This window comes from Stenotrophomonas sp. PI_27 (genome assembly GCF_027854495.1).
Taxonomy (GTDB): domain Bacteria; phylum Pseudomonadota; class Gammaproteobacteria; order Xanthomonadales; family Xanthomonadaceae; genus Stenotrophomonas; species Stenotrophomonas pavanii.
Genome location: NZ_JAJNOF010000001.1, coordinates 467,892 through 486,052, shown reverse-complemented (window position 1 = coordinate 486,052; position 18,161 = coordinate 467,892). Strand labels below are relative to the sequence as shown.

The 18,161-nt window shown below is 68.2% G+C and carries 17 protein-coding genes; 10 read left to right on the top strand and 7 right to left on the bottom strand.

What is annotated here, in order from left to right:
* Positions 1 to 60: 60 nt before the first annotated feature.
* Positions 61 to 411 (top strand): ligand-binding protein SH3, encoded by a 351-nt coding sequence (locus tag LRM18_RS02230; RefSeq protein WP_270950480.1) that lies wholly within the window; start codon positions 61 to 63, stop codon positions 409 to 411.
* 141 nt (positions 412 to 552) lie between these two features.
* Here the strand turns inward: LRM18_RS02230 and serS are convergent, their stop codons facing one another.
* The gene (serS, locus tag LRM18_RS02225; RefSeq protein ID WP_270950478.1) at positions 553 to 1,833 is read right to left on the bottom strand and encodes a serine--tRNA ligase; all 1,281 of its coding nucleotides are present in this window, start codon (positions 1,831 to 1,833) and stop codon (positions 553 to 555) included.
* A 113-nt stretch (positions 1,834 to 1,946) separates the two neighbouring features.
* Between serS and LRM18_RS02220 the strand changes: the two genes are divergently transcribed.
* Both LRM18_RS02220 and LRM18_RS02215 read left to right on the top strand, forming a co-directional pair.
* Positions 1,947 to 2,585 (top strand): energy transducer TonB, encoded by a 639-nt coding sequence (locus LRM18_RS02220; RefSeq protein WP_270950476.1) that lies wholly within the window; start codon positions 1,947 to 1,949, stop codon positions 2,583 to 2,585.
* A gap of 119 nt (positions 2,586 to 2,704) precedes the next feature.
* Positions 2,705 to 3,277 carry an energy transducer TonB gene (locus tag LRM18_RS02215; protein ID WP_154330858.1) on the top strand — a complete coding sequence of 191 codons (573 nt, stop codon included), beginning with the start codon at positions 2,705 to 2,707 and terminating at the stop codon, positions 3,275 to 3,277.
* A 136-nt stretch (positions 3,278 to 3,413) separates the two neighbouring features.
* Here the strand turns inward: LRM18_RS02215 and aroA are convergent, their stop codons facing one another.
* From aroA to LRM18_RS02195, 4 genes are all read right to left on the bottom strand, one after another.
* A complete protein-coding gene (gene aroA, locus LRM18_RS02210; protein WP_270950473.1) occupies positions 3,414 to 4,721 on the bottom strand; it encodes a 3-phosphoshikimate 1-carboxyvinyltransferase in 1,308 nt (435 codons plus the stop codon).
* A 76-nt stretch (positions 4,722 to 4,797) separates the two neighbouring features.
* Positions 4,798 to 5,997 (bottom strand): prephenate dehydratase, encoded by a 1,200-nt coding sequence (gene pheA, locus LRM18_RS02205; RefSeq protein WP_049471406.1) that lies wholly within the window; start codon positions 5,995 to 5,997, stop codon positions 4,798 to 4,800.
* 51 nt (positions 5,998 to 6,048) lie between these two features.
* Positions 6,049 to 7,134: a 3-phosphoserine/phosphohydroxythreonine transaminase gene (gene serC / locus LRM18_RS02200; RefSeq protein WP_150828172.1), complete on the bottom strand. Its 1,086-nt coding sequence runs from the start codon at positions 7,132 to 7,134 to the stop codon at positions 6,049 to 6,051.
* A gap of 253 nt (positions 7,135 to 7,387) precedes the next feature.
* Entirely contained in the window at positions 7,388 to 8,194 is an 807-nt protein-coding gene (locus LRM18_RS02195; protein ID WP_057493181.1) for an FHA domain-containing protein, read from the bottom strand.
* A 126-nt stretch (positions 8,195 to 8,320) separates the two neighbouring features.
* Between LRM18_RS02195 and LRM18_RS02190 the strand changes: the two genes are divergently transcribed.
* The 3 genes from LRM18_RS02190 to LRM18_RS02180 all read left to right on the top strand — a co-directional run bounded on the left by LRM18_RS02190 (position 8,321) and on the right by LRM18_RS02180 (position 10,436).
* On the top strand, positions 8,321 to 8,596 hold the full coding sequence (locus LRM18_RS02190) for a polyhydroxyalkanoic acid system family protein (RefSeq protein WP_005417302.1): 276 nt from the start codon (positions 8,321 to 8,323) through the stop codon (positions 8,594 to 8,596).
* 80 nt (positions 8,597 to 8,676) lie between these two features.
* Entirely contained in the window at positions 8,677 to 9,168 is a 492-nt protein-coding gene (locus LRM18_RS02185) for a phasin family protein (RefSeq protein WP_049471412.1), read from the top strand.
* A gap of 236 nt (positions 9,169 to 9,404) precedes the next feature.
* Positions 9,405 to 10,436: a restriction endonuclease gene (locus LRM18_RS02180; RefSeq protein ID WP_270950438.1), complete on the top strand. Its 1,032-nt coding sequence runs from the start codon at positions 9,405 to 9,407 to the stop codon at positions 10,434 to 10,436.
* A 100-nt stretch (positions 10,437 to 10,536) separates the two neighbouring features.
* On the opposite strand, the gene hutC is transcribed toward LRM18_RS02180, so the two are convergent.
* On the bottom strand, positions 10,537 to 11,265 hold the full coding sequence (hutC, locus tag LRM18_RS02175) for a histidine utilization repressor (RefSeq protein WP_074724833.1): 729 nt from the start codon (positions 11,263 to 11,265) through the stop codon (positions 10,537 to 10,539).
* A gap of 28 nt (positions 11,266 to 11,293) precedes the next feature.
* Positions 11,294 to 12,664 carry a formimidoylglutamate deiminase gene (locus tag LRM18_RS02170; RefSeq protein ID WP_270950433.1) on the bottom strand — a complete coding sequence of 457 codons (1,371 nt, stop codon included), beginning with the start codon at positions 12,662 to 12,664 and terminating at the stop codon, positions 11,294 to 11,296.
* Positions 12,665 to 12,731: 67 nt separating this feature from the next.
* Between LRM18_RS02170 and hutI the strand changes: the two genes are divergently transcribed.
* From hutI to hutU, 4 genes are read left to right on the top strand one after another with little or no spacing between them, the layout of a single operon-like run.
* Positions 12,732 to 13,955 carry an imidazolonepropionase gene (gene hutI, locus LRM18_RS02165; protein ID WP_270950431.1) on the top strand — a complete coding sequence of 408 codons (1,224 nt, stop codon included), beginning with the start codon at positions 12,732 to 12,734 and terminating at the stop codon, positions 13,953 to 13,955.
* Positions 13,952 to 15,493, top strand: a complete 1,542-nt coding sequence (gene hutH / locus LRM18_RS02160; RefSeq protein WP_270950429.1) for a histidine ammonia-lyase — start codon at positions 13,952 to 13,954, stop codon at positions 15,491 to 15,493. The genes hutI and hutH overlap by 4 nt, the downstream gene beginning before the upstream one ends.
* Positions 15,490 to 16,344 (top strand): N-formylglutamate deformylase, encoded by an 855-nt coding sequence (hutG, locus tag LRM18_RS02155; RefSeq protein ID WP_150828165.1) that lies wholly within the window; start codon positions 15,490 to 15,492, stop codon positions 16,342 to 16,344. The genes hutH and hutG overlap by 4 nt, the downstream gene beginning before the upstream one ends.
* Positions 16,341 to 18,008, top strand: a complete 1,668-nt coding sequence (gene hutU / locus LRM18_RS02150) for a urocanate hydratase (protein ID WP_270950427.1) — start codon at positions 16,341 to 16,343, stop codon at positions 18,006 to 18,008. The genes hutG and hutU overlap by 4 nt, the downstream gene beginning before the upstream one ends.
* Positions 18,009 to 18,161: the final 153 nt, after the last annotated feature.

Here is an 18,161-nt window from a genome sequence, read left to right as displayed (position 1 = left end):
TGCACGCGTGCGTGGATTCCGTGCCATGCGCGGCGCTCACCAGAACGTTAGGCTGGGGCGATGGATTACATCGTGACGGCTGCGCACCGCAGCGAATTTCCGCACCCGATCACCCTGCGCCGTGGCCAGGCACTGGTAGTGGGCAAACGCTATGAAGGCCCGGAGGGCTGGGACGACTGGTTCCTGTGCGAGGCCGAGGGGCAGCAGCCCGGATTCGTGCCGGCGCCGGTGATCGGCCGCGATGCGCAGGGTGGCGCGTTTGCCACGCAGGATTACTGCGCGCGGGAGCTGGATGTGGATCCAGGGCAGGTGCTGCGCGGGATGCGCACGCTCAATGGCTGGGCATGGTGCGTGCCGGAGAACGGCGAACCGGGATGGGTACCGCTGGAGAAGCTGCGCGCTGTGGAATGATCACGGTGGTTCATCCACGCATGGCGTGGATCTACTGTGGCATCGGCGAATTCATGCCGGGCGCGTGCAACATCCTCCAGTAGATCCACGCCATGCGTGGATGCGGTGCCACGCAAGCATGGCACCTACCCGGTCAGGGAATCAGGCGATGGTTTCCAGGCCGCCCATGTACGGGCGCAGGGCTTCCGGCACGGTGATGCTGCCGTCGGCGTTCTGGTAGTTCTCCATCACCGCGATCATCGCGCGGCCAACGGCCACGCCCGAGCCGTTCAGCGTGTGCACCAGCTCCGGCTTGCCGGTGGCCGGGTTGCGCCAGCGCGCCTGCATGCGGCGGGCCTGGAAATCGCCACAGTTCGAGCACGAGGAAATCTCGCGGTAGGTTTCCTGCGACGGCAGCCAGACTTCCAGGTCGTAGGTCTTCACTGCCGAGAAGCCCATGTCACCGGTGCACAGCAGCACCTTGCGGTACGGCAGGCCCAGCTTTTCCAGCACCACTTCGGCGCACCGGGTCATGCGCTGGTGTTCGGCGTCGCTGTCTTCCGGGCGGCTGATCGAGACCAGCTCGACCTTCTCGAACTGGTGCTGGCGGATCATGCCGCGCACGTCGCGGCCACCGCTGCCGGCCTCGGCACGGAAGCACATCGAGTGCGCGGTCATGCGCAGCGGCAGGCGCTCGGCGTCCACGATCTCATCGCGAACGATATTGGTCAGCGGCACTTCCGAGGTCGGGATCAGGTACCGCGTGGAGTCACCCACGGCGGTCTTGAACAGGTCGTCCTCGAATTTCGGCAGTTGGCTGGTGCCGCGCAGCGAATCGGCGTTGACCAGCAGCGGCACGTTGGTTTCCTCGTAGCCGTGCTCGCCGGTGTGCAGGTCGACCATGAACTGGGCCAGGGCGCGGTGCAGGCGCGCGATCGGGCCGCGCAGGACGGTGAAGCGCGAACCGGACAGCTTGGCCGCGGTCTCGCCGTCCAGCCAGCCGTTGCGGGCGCCCAGTTCGACGTGGTCGAGCACCTTGAAATCGAACTGGCGCGGGGCACCCCAGCGCGCCTGCTCGACGTTGTCGTTCTCGTCGGCACCGGCCGGCACGTCATCGGCCGGCAGGTTCGGAATACCCATCGAGATCGCTTCGATCTTCTCGCGCAGTTCGTCCAGCGCCACTTCCGAGGCCTTCAACTCGTCGGCGAAGGCAGCGACCTCGGCCATGATCGCCGAGACGTCCTCGCCCTTGGCCTTGGCCTGGCCGATGGCCTTGGAGCGGCTGTTGCGCAGGCTCTGCAGTTCCTGGGTCCGCACCTGGATGCGCTTGCGATCCGCCTCCAGGGCCTCCAGGGCAGACACGTCGAGCTCGAAGCCGCGGCTGGTGCGCAGGCGTTCAGCGAGGTCGGCGGGCTGGTGGCGGAGCAGGGCTGGATCAAGCATGGCAGGTGTCGTGGTGGGTGTCAGGAACGGGATTATCGCCTGTTATACGGATTTCTGCCGCCCGGTTCATTCCCGCCGTGGCAGAATCGAGCCATTCCGTACTGGTCCGGTCCATGTCTGCACCCCGCTCGTCGTCCTCCAAGTCGTTCACTGTGCATATCCCGCGCAACGCCCTGAAGATCGCCGGCATCGCCTTCGGCGTGGGCGTGCTGCTGTTCGTACTGGTGTGGTTGACCGGTCGCGACAAGGAGTTCTTCCGCGCCGACCCGGCCGCGCAGACCCCGCAGGAGACCACGCAGGTCGAGCCGCTGCCCGAACCGCTGGCGGCGGCTGCCGGTTCCAGCGACATGCCCGATGCCAAGCCGGCCCCGGTCGAGGAAGACGCCCCGAAGCTGGTCGAAACCGCCCCGCCGCCGCCGGCGCCCATCGCTGAACCGGCCCCGGCCGCGCCGACCCCTGCGCCAGCCACCACCGGCAACAGCCAGCCGATGCCGATTGCCGGCCAGTCGCCGCCGCCGACCTACCCGGCCGCCGCCCTGCGCGCGGGCGAGACGGGCAGCGTGGTGGTACGCGTGGACGTGGATGCCACCGGCTATCCGAACAATGCCACCGTGATCCAGCGCAGCGGCTCACGCGAGCTCGACCGCGCCGCGACCGATGCCGTGCGCCGCTGGCGCTTCACCCCGGCGCAGAGCAACGGCCAGCCCGTACCGGGCAGCATTGAAGTGCCGTTCGACTTCAAGACCCAGTAACTGAACGTTTCCCGGCAGGCAAACTGAACCCTGCCGGTGACGTTGACGCAACGCTGACACTTGTCGCCGCCGCCCCGCGCAACACTCTGCCCGTCGTCCATTGACGGAAGGAGTTTGCGATGACCGCCACCACCCACGAAGACCTTCACTCGCCGCAGCTGCAGCAGGAATCCGGCCCGCAGCAGAGGACCACGTCGCCCTGGATGTGGATCGCGCTGATCGTGGCGATGTTTGCCGCCGCCCTGCTCTGGCTGCGTCACGCGAACCCGGAAGACGTGGCACCTGCACCGGTCGGCGAGCGCATGCTGCCCGCCCCCGAACAGGCGCCGGTGGCCGACACGCAGGCGCCCGCCGCCCGCCAGGCCGCGCCGGCCAGCGACCCGCGCCACCCCGCTCCTGCCGTGCGCAATCGCGAGGCACGTCCGCTCGCGGGCAACATCAAGCCGACCTATCCCGCCGCCGCACTGCGCAATGGCGTCCAGGGCAGCGTGATCGCCAGCCTGAATGTCGATACCCGCGGCCAGGTCACCCGTGCAGCGATCGTTTCGCGCACCGGCGAGCGCAGCCGTGACCTGGATCGCGCGGTGTTGAGCGCCGTGCAGAACTGGAAGTTCCAGCCGGCGATGCATGAGGGCCGTGCAGTGGCCAGTGTGGTGCGGGTCCCGGTGGATTTCCGTACCGAGCAGCGTTGATCGCGGACGAGGGGTTCGTGATGTTTAGACGGAGGCTTCGGCCTCCGTCCTTTTATCTGGAGAGGCGTGCCAACCCAAGTTGGCACCTACCGGGCAATGCGATCCGCCGGGCATGGCCCGGCGCTCGCGATGCCGCTCAGGCCAGGTTGAACCCGGCGCTGCGGGCCAGGCCGTCGAAGTCCGGGAAGGAGGTGGCGACGTTGGCGATGTCGTTGATGCGCACTTCGCCCTCACTGATCTGTCCAGCAATGGCAAACGCCATGGCGATGCGATGATCACCGTGGCTTTCAATGGTGCCGCTGCCCAGGCGCACGCCGCCGTGCAGGGTGGCGCCGTCTTCGGTCTCGTCCACCTGCATGCCCAGCGCGCGCAGGCCAGTGGCCATCGCGGCAAGACGATCGGATTCCTTCACCCGCAGTTCGGCCGCGCCGCTGACCACGGTCTGGCCCTCGGCAGCGGCGGCGGCCACAAACAACGCCGGGAACTCGTCGATCATGTCCGGCACCAGTGCTTCGGGAATACGCGCGCCCTTCAGGGGGGCGTAGCGCACCACCAGATCGGCCACCGGCTCACCGCCCTGCTCGGCCGGATTCTCTTCGGTGATGTCCGCCCCCATCAGGCGCAGCGCGTGCAGCAGGCCGGTGCGGCGCGGGTTCAGGCCGACCTGCTTCAGGCGCAGCTCGGAACCGGGAATGATGCTGGCGGCGACCAGGTAGAACGCGGCCGAGGAAAAATCGGCCGGCACCACGATGTCGGTGGCGCGCAGGCGCTGGCCGCCCCGCAGGCGGGCCTTGCCCGGCGAGAACTCGATGTCCACGCCGAACGCGGACAGCATGCGCTCGGTGTAGTCGCGGGTCGGGTGTGGTTCCACCACGCGGGTTTCGCCCTGCGCGTACAGGCCGGCCAGCAGCACGGCCGACTTGATCTGTGCGCTGGCCACCGGCGAGGCGAAGTCGATGCCGTGCAGCGTCTGGCCACCATGCACGTGCAGCGGCGGTGTGCCGTCGTCCTGGGTATCGATCCTTGCGCCCATCTGCGACAGCGGGCCAGTGACGCGACGCATCGGGCGGCCGGACAGCGACTCGTCGCCGATCAGCGTGCAGTCGAACGCCTGCCCGGCCAGCAGGCCAGCCAGCAGCCGCATGCCGGTGCCGGCATTGCCGCAATCCAGCGGTGCATCCGGCGCCTTCAGACCGTCGATGCCGACGCCATGCACGATGCGCTGCGACGGGCTGGGGGTTTCGATGCGCACCCCCAGCTGGCTGAAGATGCGCGCCGTCGCGCGGGTGTCCTCGCCTTCCAGGAAGCCCTCGATATGCGAAGTGCCATCGGCCAGTGCGGCGAACATCACCGAGCGGTGCGAGACCGACTTGTCGCCGGGAATGGTCAGGCTGCCCTGCAGCGGGTGGCCCTTGCGGGCGATCCAGTGTTGCGCGTTGCTCATCGTTCGATCATTCCGTAAACGCCGGCGGCGCCGGCGATGCATCAGGGAGCGGCGGCCAGGACCACCGCAGCAGCACTCAGGGCACGGCCACCGGATAGGAGCCCAGCACCTTGATCTGCGCCGAGTGCGCTTCCAGTTCGGCCAGTGCCGCCTGCATCGGCGCGTCATCGATATGGCCGGCGAGGTCGATGAAGAAGCCGTACTCCCACTTGCCGTGGTGCGACGGCCTCGACTCGATGCGGTTCATGCTGATGCCATGGCGGGCGAACGGGCTGAGCACGTCGAACAGCGCACCGGGCTTGTCATGGATGAACACCAGTACGGACGTACGGTCGTGGCCGGAGGTCGGGAAGATGTTGCGACCCACCACCAGGAAGCGGGTGGTGTTGTCGGCATCGTTCTGGATCGGCTTGGTGACCACCTTCTTCAGGCCATACACGTGGCCGGCGCTCTCGCCGCCGATGGCAGCCGCGTCGTCGGCGTTGCGCGCGCGACGCGCACCCTCGGCGTTGCTCGACACCGGGATCTTTTCGGCCTTCGGCAAGTTGGCGCGCAGCCAGGCCGAGGTCTGCATGAACGACTGCGGATGTGCGTAGATGCGCTCGATGTCCTCGATGCGGCCGCTGCGCGACATCAGGAACTGCTGCACGCGCAGTTCCACTTCGCCACAGATCTTCAGGTTGGAGGTCAGGAACATGTCCAGGGTGATCTGGATGGTGCCCTGCCCGGAATTTTCCACCGGCACCACGCCGAAATCGGCGTTGCCCGCTTCCACTTCCTGGAACACCTCTTCGATGCTGGCCATCGGCAGGCCCAGCGCCGAGCGGCCGAAGTGCTTGAGCACGGCCTGCTGGCTGAAGGTACCTTCCGGGCCGAGGTAGCCGATCTTCAGCGGCTCCTGCTGGGCCAGGCAGGCCGACATGATCTCGCGATAGACATGCACCAGCAGCTCGTCGCTGAGCGGGCCTTCATTGCGGTCCACCACCATGCGCAGCACCTGCGCTTCGCGCTCGGGGCGATAGTAGTCGACAGCGGCGGCGAGCTTGCCCTTGGCCTTGCCGACCTGGTGGGCGAAACGCGCGCGCTCGGCGATCAGGCTCTGGATGTCGCGGTCGATCTGGTCGATCTTCGAGCGCACATCGGCCAGCGCCAGCGGCGCCAGGGTCGGCGCCGGGTTCGAGGCGGCCTTGGCCTTGCCCTTCGCCTTGGTGGGCGCGCTGTCCTTGGCCGGTTCGGCCTTCTTCGGCGCCTTCTTGCTCGATTTGCTGCTTGCCATCGGAATTCCTTGTTGCGGGGCACGCACCCGGCGGTGCGCGCCGTTCATTGCTCAACCGTGACGCTGCTGGAAATCGGCCATGAAGGCGACCAGCGCCTCGGCCCCGGCCAGCGGCATGGCGTTGTACAGCGAGGCACGGATGCCCCCGACCACCTTGTGTCCCTTCAGCGCCAGCAGGCCGGCGGCCTTGGCTTCGGCGACGAAACGGGCATCCAGTTCGGCATCGGGCAGGAAGAACGGGATGTTCATCCGCGAGCGTGCCGCATGCGCGACCTCGTTGCGGTAGAAGCCGCCAGAGCCGTCGATGGCGCCGTACACCAGTGCCGCCTTGGCGGCATTGCGCCTGGCGAATTCGGCCACGCCGCCTTCGGCCAGCATCCACTTGAACACCAGGCCGGCCAGGTACCAGTTCCAGGTCGGCGGGGTGTTGAGCATCGAATCGCGGGCGACGTGCGAGCGGTAATCGAAGATGTCCGCGCGCGGCTGGCCAGTGCGCTCGAGCAGATCGCGGCGGACGATCATCACTGCGATGCCGACCGGGCCCAGGTTCTTCTGCGCGCCGGCATAGATCACACCGTAGCGGCGTACATCCAGCGGCTCGCTGGCGATGGACGAGCTGAAGTCCGCCACCAGCGGCACATCGCCGGTATCCGGCACATCACGGAACTCGACGCCGTGGATGGTCTCGTTGGCGGTGATGTGCACATAGGCGGCGTCGGGCGAGAGCTGCCAGTCGGCGCGGGGCGGCAGCGTGCGGTAGCCGTCGGGCTCGCTGCTGGCGGCAATGTTGACGTCGACGTAGACGCCGGCCTGCTTGACCGCAGTCTTTCCCCAATGGCCACTGACCACGTAGTCGGCGCGCTGGCCGGGGCGGGCGAAGTTGAGCGGGATCAGCGCCTGCTGGGTGGTGGCACCACCGGACAGGAACAGCACCGCATAGTCGTCGGGGATATCGAGCAGGCGGCGCAGGTCGGCCTCGGCCTCGGCAGCCACGGACATGAATTCCGCGCCGCGATGGCTCATTTCCACGATCGAGGCACCAGTACCGTGCCAGTCCAGCATTTCCGCCTGCGCCTGGCGCAGGACCGATTCCGGCAAGGTTGCAGGGCCGGCACTGAAGTTGAACGCGCGCGTCATGTCACACCTGTGGGGCAAGACCCCTAGTATGCCGCAGTGCACCAGCCTTGCGGCCTTGTGTGGCAAGGGAAATTTGGTTTCATTGGAATCCATCGGCCGCCAGCATGGCGCCGGTAGCCGCCGACCCTGGTCGGCGTACGCCGTCTGGCGTCATGGCCACCGGAGGAGCGTGCCGACCAAGGTCGGCACCCACCAAGAGCGGGGAAATGAACGCCGTCCCGATGGCGCGCAGGCCATGCCCGGTCGGTTCAGATCAGCGCGCGCCGAACCAGAGCAGCAGGCTGAGCAGTGCGGCCAGCAGCAGCGCACTGACCAGCAGCCACGGCCAGCGCCGGACCTTGCGTGGCGCAGCCGGCATCACTGGCGCCTGCTCGGCCTCGTGGCTGGCGTCGTCCTCGACCGGCTGCGACCGCCGCCGCGGGTCGTGCGGCACTTCCAGCACGAAACGGTGCTGGCCATCGAACACCACCTGGTCGCCGGCCTGCAGCCAGCAATGGCGCACGGCCACGCCATTGACGCGGGTGCCGTCGGCACTGCCGAGGTCGCGCAGCAGTACGCGCTCGCCGTGCACTTCCACCCGCGCATGCTGTTCGGCGAAAGCCGGATCGTCGATGGCGATGTCGGCGTCGTTGCCGCGGCCGATCAGGCGGGCCCGCGACAGGGTGAAACTGCGGCCATGGTGGAGTCCACCGACGCCGCGCAGCAGCCGCTGCTGCTCGTCGCTGCCGTCATCGTTGTTCGGCGCAGGCGCCTGCAGCAGGCTCTCGACCTCGCCCTGCAGGACCATCTCCACACCATCCACGTATACCGCATCGCCTGCACGCAACAGCGCCATCCGGCGCACCGGCCGACCGTTCACGTGGATGCCGCGGATACCGTTGCCGACCTGCAGCCAGAGGCCGCGATCGTCCATGCAGAACTGCGCCAGCAACAGCGCGCCGTGACCGGCATCGCCCAGCCGCACGCTGCCGTTGGCCTGGCGCACGATGCGCTGCACCCCGGGCCGCAGCGGCTGGTCGGGCTGTTGTTGTTGACTGAAGTGAACAAGCAGGTTCTGCACGCGGCGCAGCCTAGCAGGTTGGCCGCCAACGAAGAAGAACCTGCGATCAGTGCTTGGCGCGGACGCCCCCGATGCGCACAATGCTCGCCCCTCTCTGATCATCCCCGCCCAGCGCCAGGAGCCTGCATGTCCACCATCGATGTCCGCCACGCCCACGCCCTGCCCGACGCACAGGCGCGCGCCGCGATCGAACAGGTCGCCGCCAAGCTGTCCGAGCGCTTCGGCCTGAAGTCGTCCTGGACCGCCGATGTGCTGAACTTCTCCGGCAGCGGCGTGGACGGCGCGATCGAACTGCAGCCGGGCGCTGTGCGCGTGACCGCCAAGCTGGGCTTCCTGCTGTCGGCAATGAAGGGCATGGTCGAAGGCGAGATCCAGCGCGTGCTGAAGGAAAAGCTGGGCTGAATCCTGGCGGCGGCCATCACGGCCGTGCAACGCCACCGCGCGCTACTCTCGGGGCAGGCCCAACTCCCACGGGAAGTGCGATGAACCACTACGAGAACGACGACCGCCGCAACGACGACGCCTCTTTCGGTGACCAGGCCGAGCGCTTCTCGCGCAAGCTCAGCGACTCGGCGCAGCAGGTCTGGCTGGCCGGGCTGGGCGCCCTCGGCCGCGCCCAGGCCGAAGGCAGCCGCTTCTTTGATGGCCTGGTGAAGGAAGGCGAAGCCTGGGAAGCCCGCCGCCGTGAACGCAGCAGCGAACAGGGCCCTGGCTGGCGCGACAACGTGGAATCGTCCCTGGATGAAGCCCGCGAGAAGGCCTCGGGCACCTGGAACAAGGTCGAGAAGGCCTTCGATGACCAGGTGCAGGGCGTGCTCAAGCGGCTGCATGTGCCCACGGCCGACGAAGTCACCGCGCTGGAAGCCCGCATCGATGCCCTGCACGCGCGCCTGGCCAGGCTGGAAAACCGGGCAGCGTCGGGTACCGACGCCCCTGCACCGGGCAGCCATCAGTCGCCGGACAGCATTCCCTGAGCGCAATTGTTGCAATGCAATAAATTTTGATTGACAATCGCGAGCAACCCGCCAATCGCTTCGGCTGCCGTTTGTTCCCTCCCCTCACGGCTTCAGGATTGGCGGGTTTTTCGTGCCCGCCGTATACAGTTCTGCGTGCTCCATCACGCTTCCTGTCAGGAACATCCTGACCCAGCCGGGCACTGCGGCCTTTACACTGTCGTTCTCCGCTTTCGCCCCTTCCGCCCTACTCCTGCATGCTCCCCTGGATCCTGGCCCTGTTGTCGGCCCTGCTTACCTGTTCCCTGGCCGTGGTCTATCTGTGGTGGATCAAGCGGCGGCAGAAGGAGATGCAACTTGGCCTGCAGGCCCTGGCGGGGATGCACTGGCGCGAATTTTCGGTACTCGTCAAGCGCATGCTGCGCGAGCAGCGTGGCCTGCGCGAGCTGGTCGATCCGGCCGAAGATGCCCGCGAGCCGAGCAGCGACTTCCTGCTCAGCGACGGTCCCAACCAGTGGCTGGTGTCATGCAAGCACGGCCTGGCCTACCGTATCGGCACTGCCGCAGTGAACGAACTGGGGGCGGCCGCGCGCCTGGCCGGTGCGAAAGGTGGCGTACTGCTCACGGAAGGCCGGATCGAGCGCGATGGCCGGGCAGCTGCCGAGAAGCAGGCGGTCGAGGTACTGGACGGCCCGCGCCTGTGGCCGCTGCTGCAGCCCTACCTGCCGGGTGACATTGAAATGCGTGTGCGCGCCACTGCCCGGCATGAAGCCCTGCGCCGCATCGCCATCGCCGGCCTGGGATCAATCACGCTGGGGCTGCTGGTCGGCCTGGGCCTGCAGGGCCTGCGCGTGGACGACGCCGCACCCACGGCCGACGCATCGATGGTGTCAGCGCCAGTCCCAGCGCCGGCCCCTGCTCCGGCCGCTACCGCTGCACCTGCCCCCGGAGCATCCCCGAGCACGCCCGCCACCGCGACCTCGTCGCCGCAGGGTGTGGCCGCGCCGGCGGCCGACCCACGGAGCAATCCCAACCCGGATGCGGCCACACTGGATCGCTACCAGGCCGATCTGGCCCGTGCGCTGGCTGGCAAGCCCGGCATCGCCAGCGGCGTCTGGCTGACCCGGCAGACGCTGGCGATCAACCGCACCGGCGAACTTGACGCCGTATGGCCGCTGGTCTGCGAGGAAGTGCTGCACTACCCCGCCCTGCGCAACGTGCGCATCCAGCTCAATGCCCGCCCCGGCGTGGACGAGCCGGTGCGCTGGCGGCAGTGCGCTACGTATTGATGGGACAGCATCCACGCATGGCGTGGATCGACCGAAGGTTCTCACCCATCACGTAATCCCAACCGGGATTTGGTCGTTGCACGCCATGCGTGGATACGCCCTAACGAGCCCCCGGCGCGAAGCGCGCGACCAGGTCCCAGGCGTCGCCGAGGAACATCTGGCGCACGCGGGTGATCGGCTGTTCGCCACGCCAGGTCAGGCGTTCGATCACCAGGCAGGCGGTACCGGGCTTTACATCCAGCAGCCTGGCGGTGGCAGTGTCCGCACCCCAGGCGCTGATGCGGTGCTGGGCGCGGGTCCACGATACGTTCTGCAGCAGCCAGCTGCCCGGCGCGGTGGTACTGAAATCGACCTCCAGCACCTCGGGTACCCCCACCGGGCTGATCAGCCGATGCTCCAGCGCCAGCGGACGACCGTCGGCCAGATGCAGGCAGCGCATCGCCAGCAGTTTCTCGCGGCCCGCCAGCTCTACCTCGCCGGCATTGCCGGGATCGGCCAGGCGCAGTTCCCGTTGCAGCAGGCGATAGGCGTACTGATGGCCGCGCGACCCGACCTCCATCGCAATGTCGGGAATCTCCAGCGCCACCTGTTCCAGGTGCGGGGGCTGACGCGCCACGAAGGAACCCGCACGACGGCGGCGCTCGATCATGCCGCTCTCGGCCAGTGCGGTCAGCACCTTGTTCACCGTCATCCGCGAGCAACCGTACTGCTCCATCAGCTCGTGCTCGTACGGTATGCGGAAGCCCGGCGCCCACTCTCCGCTGAGGATGCGGCTTTCCAGATCGCTGCGGATGCGCTGGTTGAGCGTGGCGGACTTGCTGGCCTTCACGTGATGGGGTCTCGGTGTCGGGAGGCGATCAGGCCAGCACGCCACGCAGGGCGGCGGCGAAGGCGCTGGTGATCGCCTCGCGCTGCAGGTGGCGGCCTTCGGCCACGCATTGACGGCCATGGCGCCAGACCGATCGCAGCGCGCCATTACGTGCGGCGAACACCCAGCTGTCAAGCCATGCGTCATCCTGTCGCGCCTGCAGCGCCGGGTGCGCGGCATCCAGTTCAACCAGATCGGCGCTGGCGCCGACCTGCAGGCCAGCGGCCACGCCCAGCGCCTGTGCGCCACCGTGCAATGCACCTTCGAACAGGAAGCGGCCGCTGCTGCGGGTGGCATCCGGCGCCAGTACATTGCGCCCGCGCAGGGCCAGGCGCTGGCCGTACTCGAGCAGACGCAGTTCTTCAGCCGCATCGATCAGCACATTGGAATCGGAGCCGACACCGAAGCGCCCGCCCTCGCGTGCGAACGCCTGCATCGGGAACAGGCCGTCGCCCAGGTTGGCCTCGGTGATCGGGCAGAGACCGGCCACGGCCTGGCTGGCCACGATGGCCGCTCGCTCGTCATCGGTGATGTGGGTGGCATGCACCAGGCACCACCGTGCATCGACCGGCGCATGGTCGTACAGCCACTGCACCGGGCGCTGGCCGCTCCAGGCCAAGCAGGCCTCGACTTCACGCACCTGCTCGGCAATATGGATGTGCACCGGGCCGTCAGCCAGCGGCAGCAGCGCGCACAGTTCCTCGCCGGTGACCGCGCGCAGGCTGTGCGGTGCGATGCCGAGCACCGCGTCGGGAAGCACGGCCAATGCCGGCTTTGCGGCGTCCAGCAGTTGTGCGAAGCCCTCCACGTCGTGGATCAGGCGACGCTGTGCGGGATTCGGTGCCGCGCCGCCGAAGTCGGCATGCGCGTAGAACACCGGCAACAGGGTCAGGCCGATGCCGGTCTGCTCGGCTGCCGCCGCGATCCGTGCACTCATTTCGGCGCGGTTGGCATAGGCGTGGCCCTCGGCGTCGTGGTGCAGGTAATGGAATTCGCCGACGCGGGTGAAGCCGCTTTCCAGCATTTCCATATAGGCCTGGGCGGCGATGGCCTGCACCGCGTCCGGGCGCAGATGGGCGAGGAAGCGGTACATCAGCTCGCGCCAGCTCCAGAAGCTGTCACCGTCACCGCCGCCGATCTCGGTCAGGCCGGCCATGCCACGCTGAAACGCGTGGCTGTGCAGGTTGGGCAGGCCCGGCACCAGGATGCCGACCCGGGTGTCGCCGTGCTCGGCGCCGTGCCCCGCGCTGATCGCCGCGATGCGGCCATCCTGCACCTGCAGGCGGACATCACGGGCCCAGCCGTCGGCCAGCAGGGCGTGGGCGGCATGGAAGCAGTGCGTGGAACGCGAATCGGACATGGCTGGACAACCCGAAATGGACGCCTATATTGTATAGACATATAAGCACAGCCGCGTTGTGGATGCCATGCACGTCGATACCCTCTGGTCCAACGTCCACCTGATCACCCTCGAGGGCGAAGGGCTGGGTGTCATCCGCGATGGCGTGCTGGCCTGCGCCGGCGGCCGCATCGCTCATGTCGGTCCAGCGGGCAGCGACGCCGACCTGCAGCCGACCACCCGCATCGACGGTGAAGGCCGCTGGATCTCGCCGGGCCTGATCGACTGCCACACCCACCTGGTCTACGCCGGCAACCGCGCCAACGAATTCGAGCAGCGCCTGCAGGGCGTCAGCTATGCCGAGATCGCCCGTGCCGGCGGCGGCATCGTCTCCACCGTGCGCGCCACCCGCGCTGCCACCCCGGAACAGCTGGCCGCCGAAAGCCGGCCGCGCCTGCTGGCGATGCGCGCCGAGGGCGTGACCACGATCGAAATCAAGTCCGGCTACGGCCTCACCCTGCCCGACGAGCGCAAGCAGCTGCAGGTGGCGCGTGCGCTGGGCGAGGAATGCCGGGTCAACGTGGTGACCACCTTCCTCGGCGCACACGCGGTTCCGCCGGGCCGCGAAGCGCAGGAATACACCGACGAGGTCTGCAACGTGATGATCCCGGCCATCGCCGCCGAAGGCCTGGCCGAAGCGGTGGACGTGTTCTGCGAGAACATCGCCTTCTCGCCGGCGCAGGCGCGGCAGGTCTTCGAAGCAGCGCGCGCCAACGGGCTGGCGGTGAAGATCCACGCCGAGCAGCTGAGCAACCAGCACGGCGCCGAACTGGCGGCCAGCGTCGGCGCACTGTCGGCCGACCATATCGAACATCTGGACGATGCCGGCATCGCCGCGATGGCCGCCGCCGGCACTGTCGCCGTGCTGCTGCCCGGTGCCTTCTATTTCACCCGCGATACCACCTTGCCGCCGATCGCCGCGCTGCGTGCGGCCGGCGTGCCGCTGGCGCTGGCCACGGACAGCAACCCGGGCACCTCGCCGCTGACCAGCCCGCTGCTGGCGATGAACATGGGCGCCACCCTGTTCCGCCTGACCGTGGATGAGTGCATTGCCGGCTTCACCCGTGAAGCGGCGCGCGCACTGGGCCATGGCGAGCGCATCGGCCGCCTGGCCGTGGGCCTGGACTGCGACCTGGCGATCTGGGACATCGACGCGCCCGCCGACCTGGTCTATCGCATTGGATTCAACCCGCTGCACGCGCGCGTGGTGCGCGGGCAGCCCGACCTGCCTGCCTCCTGGAGCAACACATGAGCAACACCCTGGTTCTTCGCCCCGGCCATGTCACGCTTGCCCAGTGGCGGCAGGTCTATCGCGGTGCGCCGCTCGCGCTCGACCCGGCCGCGCTGCCGGTGGTGCGCGCCAGCGCGGCGGCCGTCGCCGCCATCGTCGCCAAGGGCGCGCCGGTGTATGGCATCAACACCGGCTTCGGCAAGCTGGCCAGCGTGCGCATCGAGCGCGAGGACCTGGCTACCCTGCAGCGGAACATCGTGCTCTCGCATGCCGCCGGCGTGGGCGAGCCGATGCCGGCCAACGTGGTGCGCCTGATGATGGCGCTGAAGCTGGTCAGCCTGGCGCAGGGTGCGTCGGGCATCCGCGAGGAAACGCTGCTGCTGCTGGAAGCGATGCTGGTCAAGGGCGTGCTGCCGGTGGTACCCGCGCAGGGCTCGGTGGGTGCCTCGGGCGACCTGGCGCCGCTCTCGCACCTGGCCAGCGTGATGCTGGGCGTAGGCGAAGCCTTCATCGGTGACGAGCGCGTGCCGGCGGTCGATGCGCTGGCAGGTGCCGGCCTGCAGCCGATCGAACTGGGCGCGAAGGAAGGCCTGGCGCTGCTCAACGGCACCCAGTTCTCCACCGCGTATGCGTTGGCCGGCCTGTTCGAGATCGAGACCGTGTTCCAGGCCGCGCTGATCACCGGCGCGCTGTCGGTGGAAGCAGCCAAGGGCTCCGACACGCCGTTCGACCCGCGCATCCACGCCATCCGCGGCCAGCGCGGGCAGATCGCTACCGCCGCGACGCTGCGCGCGCTGATGCAGGGCTCGGAGATCCGCGAATCGCACCGCGACAACGATGTGCGCGTGCAGGACCCGTACTGCCTGCGCTGCCAGCCGCAGGTGATGGGCGCGGCGCTGGACATCCTGCGCCAGGCCGCGACCACGCTGGAAATCGAAGCCAACGGCGTCTCCGACAATCCGCTGGTGTTCACCGATACCGGTGAAGCGCTGTCCGGCGGCAACTTCCATGCCGAGCCGGTGGCCTTCGCGGCCGACATGCTGGCGATGGCGGTGTGCGAGATCGGTTCGATCAGCGAGCGCCGCCTGGCGATGCTGGTCGACCCGGCGCTGTCCGGCCTGCCGGCGTTCCTGACCCCGCGCCCGGGCCTGAATTCCGGCTTCATGATTCCGCAGGTGACTGCCGCGGCGCTGGTCTCGGAAAACAAGCAGCGCGCCTACCCGGCCAGCGTTGATTCGATCCCGACATCGGCCAACCAGGAAGACCACGTCTCGATGGCCGCGCACGGTGCACGCCGCCTGATGCAGATGGCAGAGAACGCCGCCAACGTGATCGGCATCGAGCTGCTGGCCGCCGCACAGGGCTGCGACTTCCACGGCCCGCTGCGCTCCAGTGCCGCGCTGGAGGCCGTGCGCGCCACCCTGCGTGCACAGGTGCCGACGCTGGAGGAAGACCGCTACTTCCATCCGGACATGGTGACCGCTACGAACCTGGTGCGCAGTGGCGCACTGGCACAGGGCCTGGCCGAGCTCCTGCCGACCGTGGAACCGCAGGCATGAACGCCCATCCCGACTGGCTGACGGTGCACGAGGGCGATGCGCCGTTGATCGTCAGCTTCCCGCATACCGGCAGCGAGCTGCCGCACGACCTGATCGGCGACTACCACTCGCCGTGGCTGGCCCGCCGCGATGCCGACTGGTGGGTGCATGAACTGTACGACTTCGTGCGTGGCATGGGCGCGACCACGGTGCGCTCGGCGATCTCGCGTTCGGTGATCGACCTCAACCGCGATCCCAGCGGCGTGTCGCTGTATCCGGGCCAGAACACCACCGGCCTGTGCCCGCTGACCACCTTCGACAACCAGCCGCTGTACCACGCCGGGCACGAGCCGGACGAGGCCGAAATCGCGCGCCGCCGCGATACGTATTTCCTGCCCTACCACGACGCCCTGGCTGCGCAGATCGCGCGCCTGCGAGCGCGCCACGGCACCGTGGTGGTGTACGACGCGCACTCGATCCGCTCGCACATCCCGCACCTGTTCGACGGTGAACTGCCGCAGTTCAACCTCGGTACCGCCGGCCCTTCGGGTGCGCCGGACACGTCCTGCGACAACACCTTGAGCGATGTGGTGGAGAACCTGCTGAAAATCAGCGGCATGAGCCAGGTGCGCAACGGCCGCTTCAAGGGCGGCTGGATCACCCGCCATTACAGCAACATCGCCGGCGGCGTGCACAGCCTGCAGATGGAGCTGGCCTGCCGTGGCTACATGCACGAACCGCTGCCGGACCAGGTGGACGAACACAGCTGGCCCACCCCGCTCGACCCCGACCACGCCGCACCGCTGCGCCACACCCTGGCGCAGGTGCTCAACGCCTGCCTTGAATTCGCTACGAACCGGAGCGCCGCATGACCCGCAACGACCCGTCCCGCACCCTCGCCGCGCCGACCGGCACCACGCTCAATGCCAAGAGCTGGCTGACCGAGGCACCGCTGCGCATGCTGATGAACAACCTGCACCCGGACGTGGCCGAGCGCCCGCAGGAGCTGGTGGTGTACGGCGGTATCGGCCGTGCCGCGCGCGACTGGGAGAGCTTCGATGCCATCGTCGAAACGCTCAAGCGCCTGGACGACGACCAGACCCTGCTGGTGCAGTCCGGCAAGCCGGTGGGCGTGTTCCGCACCCACGCCGATGCACCGCGCGTGCTGATCGCCAATTCCAACCTGGTGCCGCGCTGGGCCAACTGGGACCACTTCAACGAGCTGGATAGGAAAGGCCTGGCCATGTACGGCCAGATGACCGCCGGCAGCTGGATCTACATCGGCGCGCAGGGCATCGTGCAGGGCACCTACGAGACCTTCGTGGAAATGGGGCGCCAGCACTTCGGTGGCGACCTGACGGGCAAGTGGCTGTTCACCGGCGGCCTCGGCGGCATGGGGGGCGCACAACCGCTGGCCGCGGTGATGGCCGGCGCCTCCTGCCTGGCCGTCGAGTGCCGCAAGAGCAGCATCGACATGCGCCTGCGCACCGGTTACCTGGATACTTGGACCGACAATCTGGACGAAGCGCTGCGCCTGATCGACGAGTCGTGCAAGGCCGGCACGCCGAAATCGGTGGGCCTGCTCGGCAACGTCGCCGACGTGCTGGCGGAACTGCTCAAGCGCGGCGTGAAGCCGGACCTGCTGACCGACCAGACCTCCGCGCATGACCCGGTGAACGGCTACCTGCCGCAGGGCTGGACGGTCGAGCAGTGGGATGAGAAGCGTGTGAGTGCACCGAAGGAAGTGGAAAAGGCAGCGCGTGCTTCGATGGCCAACCACATCCGCGCCATGCTCGGCTTCCACGCGCTCGGCGTGCCGACCGTGGACTACGGCAACAACCTGCGGCAGATGGCGCTGGAGGAAGGCGTGGCCAATGCCTTCGACTTCCCCGGTTTCGTGCCGGCCTATATCCGCCCGTTGTTCTGCCGCGGCATCGGCCCGTTCCGCTGGGCTGCGCTGAGCGGCGACCCGGAAGACATCGCCAAGACCGATGCCAAGGTGAAGGAACTGATTCCGGACAACCCGCACCTGCACCGCTGGCTGGACATGGCGGCCGAGAAGATCAAGTTCCAGGGCCTGCCGGCGCGCATCTGCTGGGTCGGCCTGGGTGACCGCGACCGCCTGGGCCTGGCCTTCAACGAGATGGTGGCCAACGGCGAACTGAAGGCGCCGGTGGTGATCGGCCGTGACCACCTGGACAGCGGCAGCGTGGCGTCGCCGAACCGCGAAACCGAAGCGATGGCCGACGGTTCCGATGCGGTGTCCGACTGGCCGCTGCTGAACGCCCTGCTCAACACCGCCAGCGGCGCGACCTGGGTGTCGCTGCATCACGGTGGCGGCGTGGGCATGGGTTTCTCGCAGCACGCCGGCATGGTGATCGTCTGCGACGGCACCGAGGCGGCGGCCAAGCGCATCGGCCGCGTGCTGTGGAACGACCCGGCCACCGGCGTGATGCGCCATGCCGATGCGGGCTATGAAATCGCGATCAACTGCGCGAAGGAGAAGGGACTGGATCTGCCCGGAATCCTCGGCTGATCTCAGGGCGGCTGGCACTACCGGGAACGTGTGGTAGTGCCGGCCGCTGGCCGGCACCGCACGCTGCGTTGCCCGTGCAGCCGAGCATGGGCGCTACTGCACATGCTTGACCCAGCCTCCGACGCTGACCAACATGCGCCATCACCGCTGATG

Excerpts from the sequence above, each read along its gene's own strand:
- LRM18_RS02230 (WP_270950480.1), top strand. The coding sequence starts at position 61 with ATGGATTACATCGTGACGGCTGCGCACCGCAGCGAATTTCCGCACCCG.
- serS (WP_270950478.1), bottom strand. The coding sequence starts at position 1,833 with ATGCTTGATCCAGCCCTGCTCCGCCACCAGCCCGCCGACCTCGCTGAA.
- LRM18_RS02220 (WP_270950476.1), top strand. The coding sequence starts at position 1,947 with ATGTCTGCACCCCGCTCGTCGTCCTCCAAGTCGTTCACTGTGCATATC.
- LRM18_RS02215 (WP_154330858.1), top strand. The coding sequence starts at position 2,705 with ATGACCGCCACCACCCACGAAGACCTTCACTCGCCGCAGCTGCAGCAG.
- aroA (WP_270950473.1), bottom strand. The coding sequence starts at position 4,721 with ATGAGCAACGCGCAACACTGGATCGCCCGCAAGGGCCACCCGCTGCAG.
- pheA (WP_049471406.1), bottom strand. The coding sequence starts at position 5,997 with ATGGCAAGCAGCAAATCGAGCAAGAAGGCGCCGAAGAAGGCCGAACCG.
- serC (WP_150828172.1), bottom strand. The coding sequence starts at position 7,134 with ATGACGCGCGCGTTCAACTTCAGTGCCGGCCCTGCAACCTTGCCGGAA.
- LRM18_RS02190 (WP_005417302.1), top strand. The coding sequence starts at position 8,321 with ATGTCCACCATCGATGTCCGCCACGCCCACGCCCTGCCCGACGCACAG.
- LRM18_RS02185 (WP_049471412.1), top strand. The coding sequence starts at position 8,677 with ATGAACCACTACGAGAACGACGACCGCCGCAACGACGACGCCTCTTTC.
- LRM18_RS02180 (WP_270950438.1), top strand. The coding sequence starts at position 9,405 with ATGCTCCCCTGGATCCTGGCCCTGTTGTCGGCCCTGCTTACCTGTTCC.
- LRM18_RS02170 (WP_270950433.1), bottom strand. The coding sequence starts at position 12,664 with ATGTCCGATTCGCGTTCCACGCACTGCTTCCATGCCGCCCACGCCCTG.
- hutI (WP_270950431.1), top strand. The coding sequence starts at position 12,732 with ATGCACGTCGATACCCTCTGGTCCAACGTCCACCTGATCACCCTCGAG.
- hutH (WP_270950429.1), top strand. The coding sequence starts at position 13,952 with ATGAGCAACACCCTGGTTCTTCGCCCCGGCCATGTCACGCTTGCCCAG.
- hutG (WP_150828165.1), top strand. The coding sequence starts at position 15,490 with ATGAACGCCCATCCCGACTGGCTGACGGTGCACGAGGGCGATGCGCCG.
- hutU (WP_270950427.1), top strand. The coding sequence starts at position 16,341 with ATGACCCGCAACGACCCGTCCCGCACCCTCGCCGCGCCGACCGGCACC.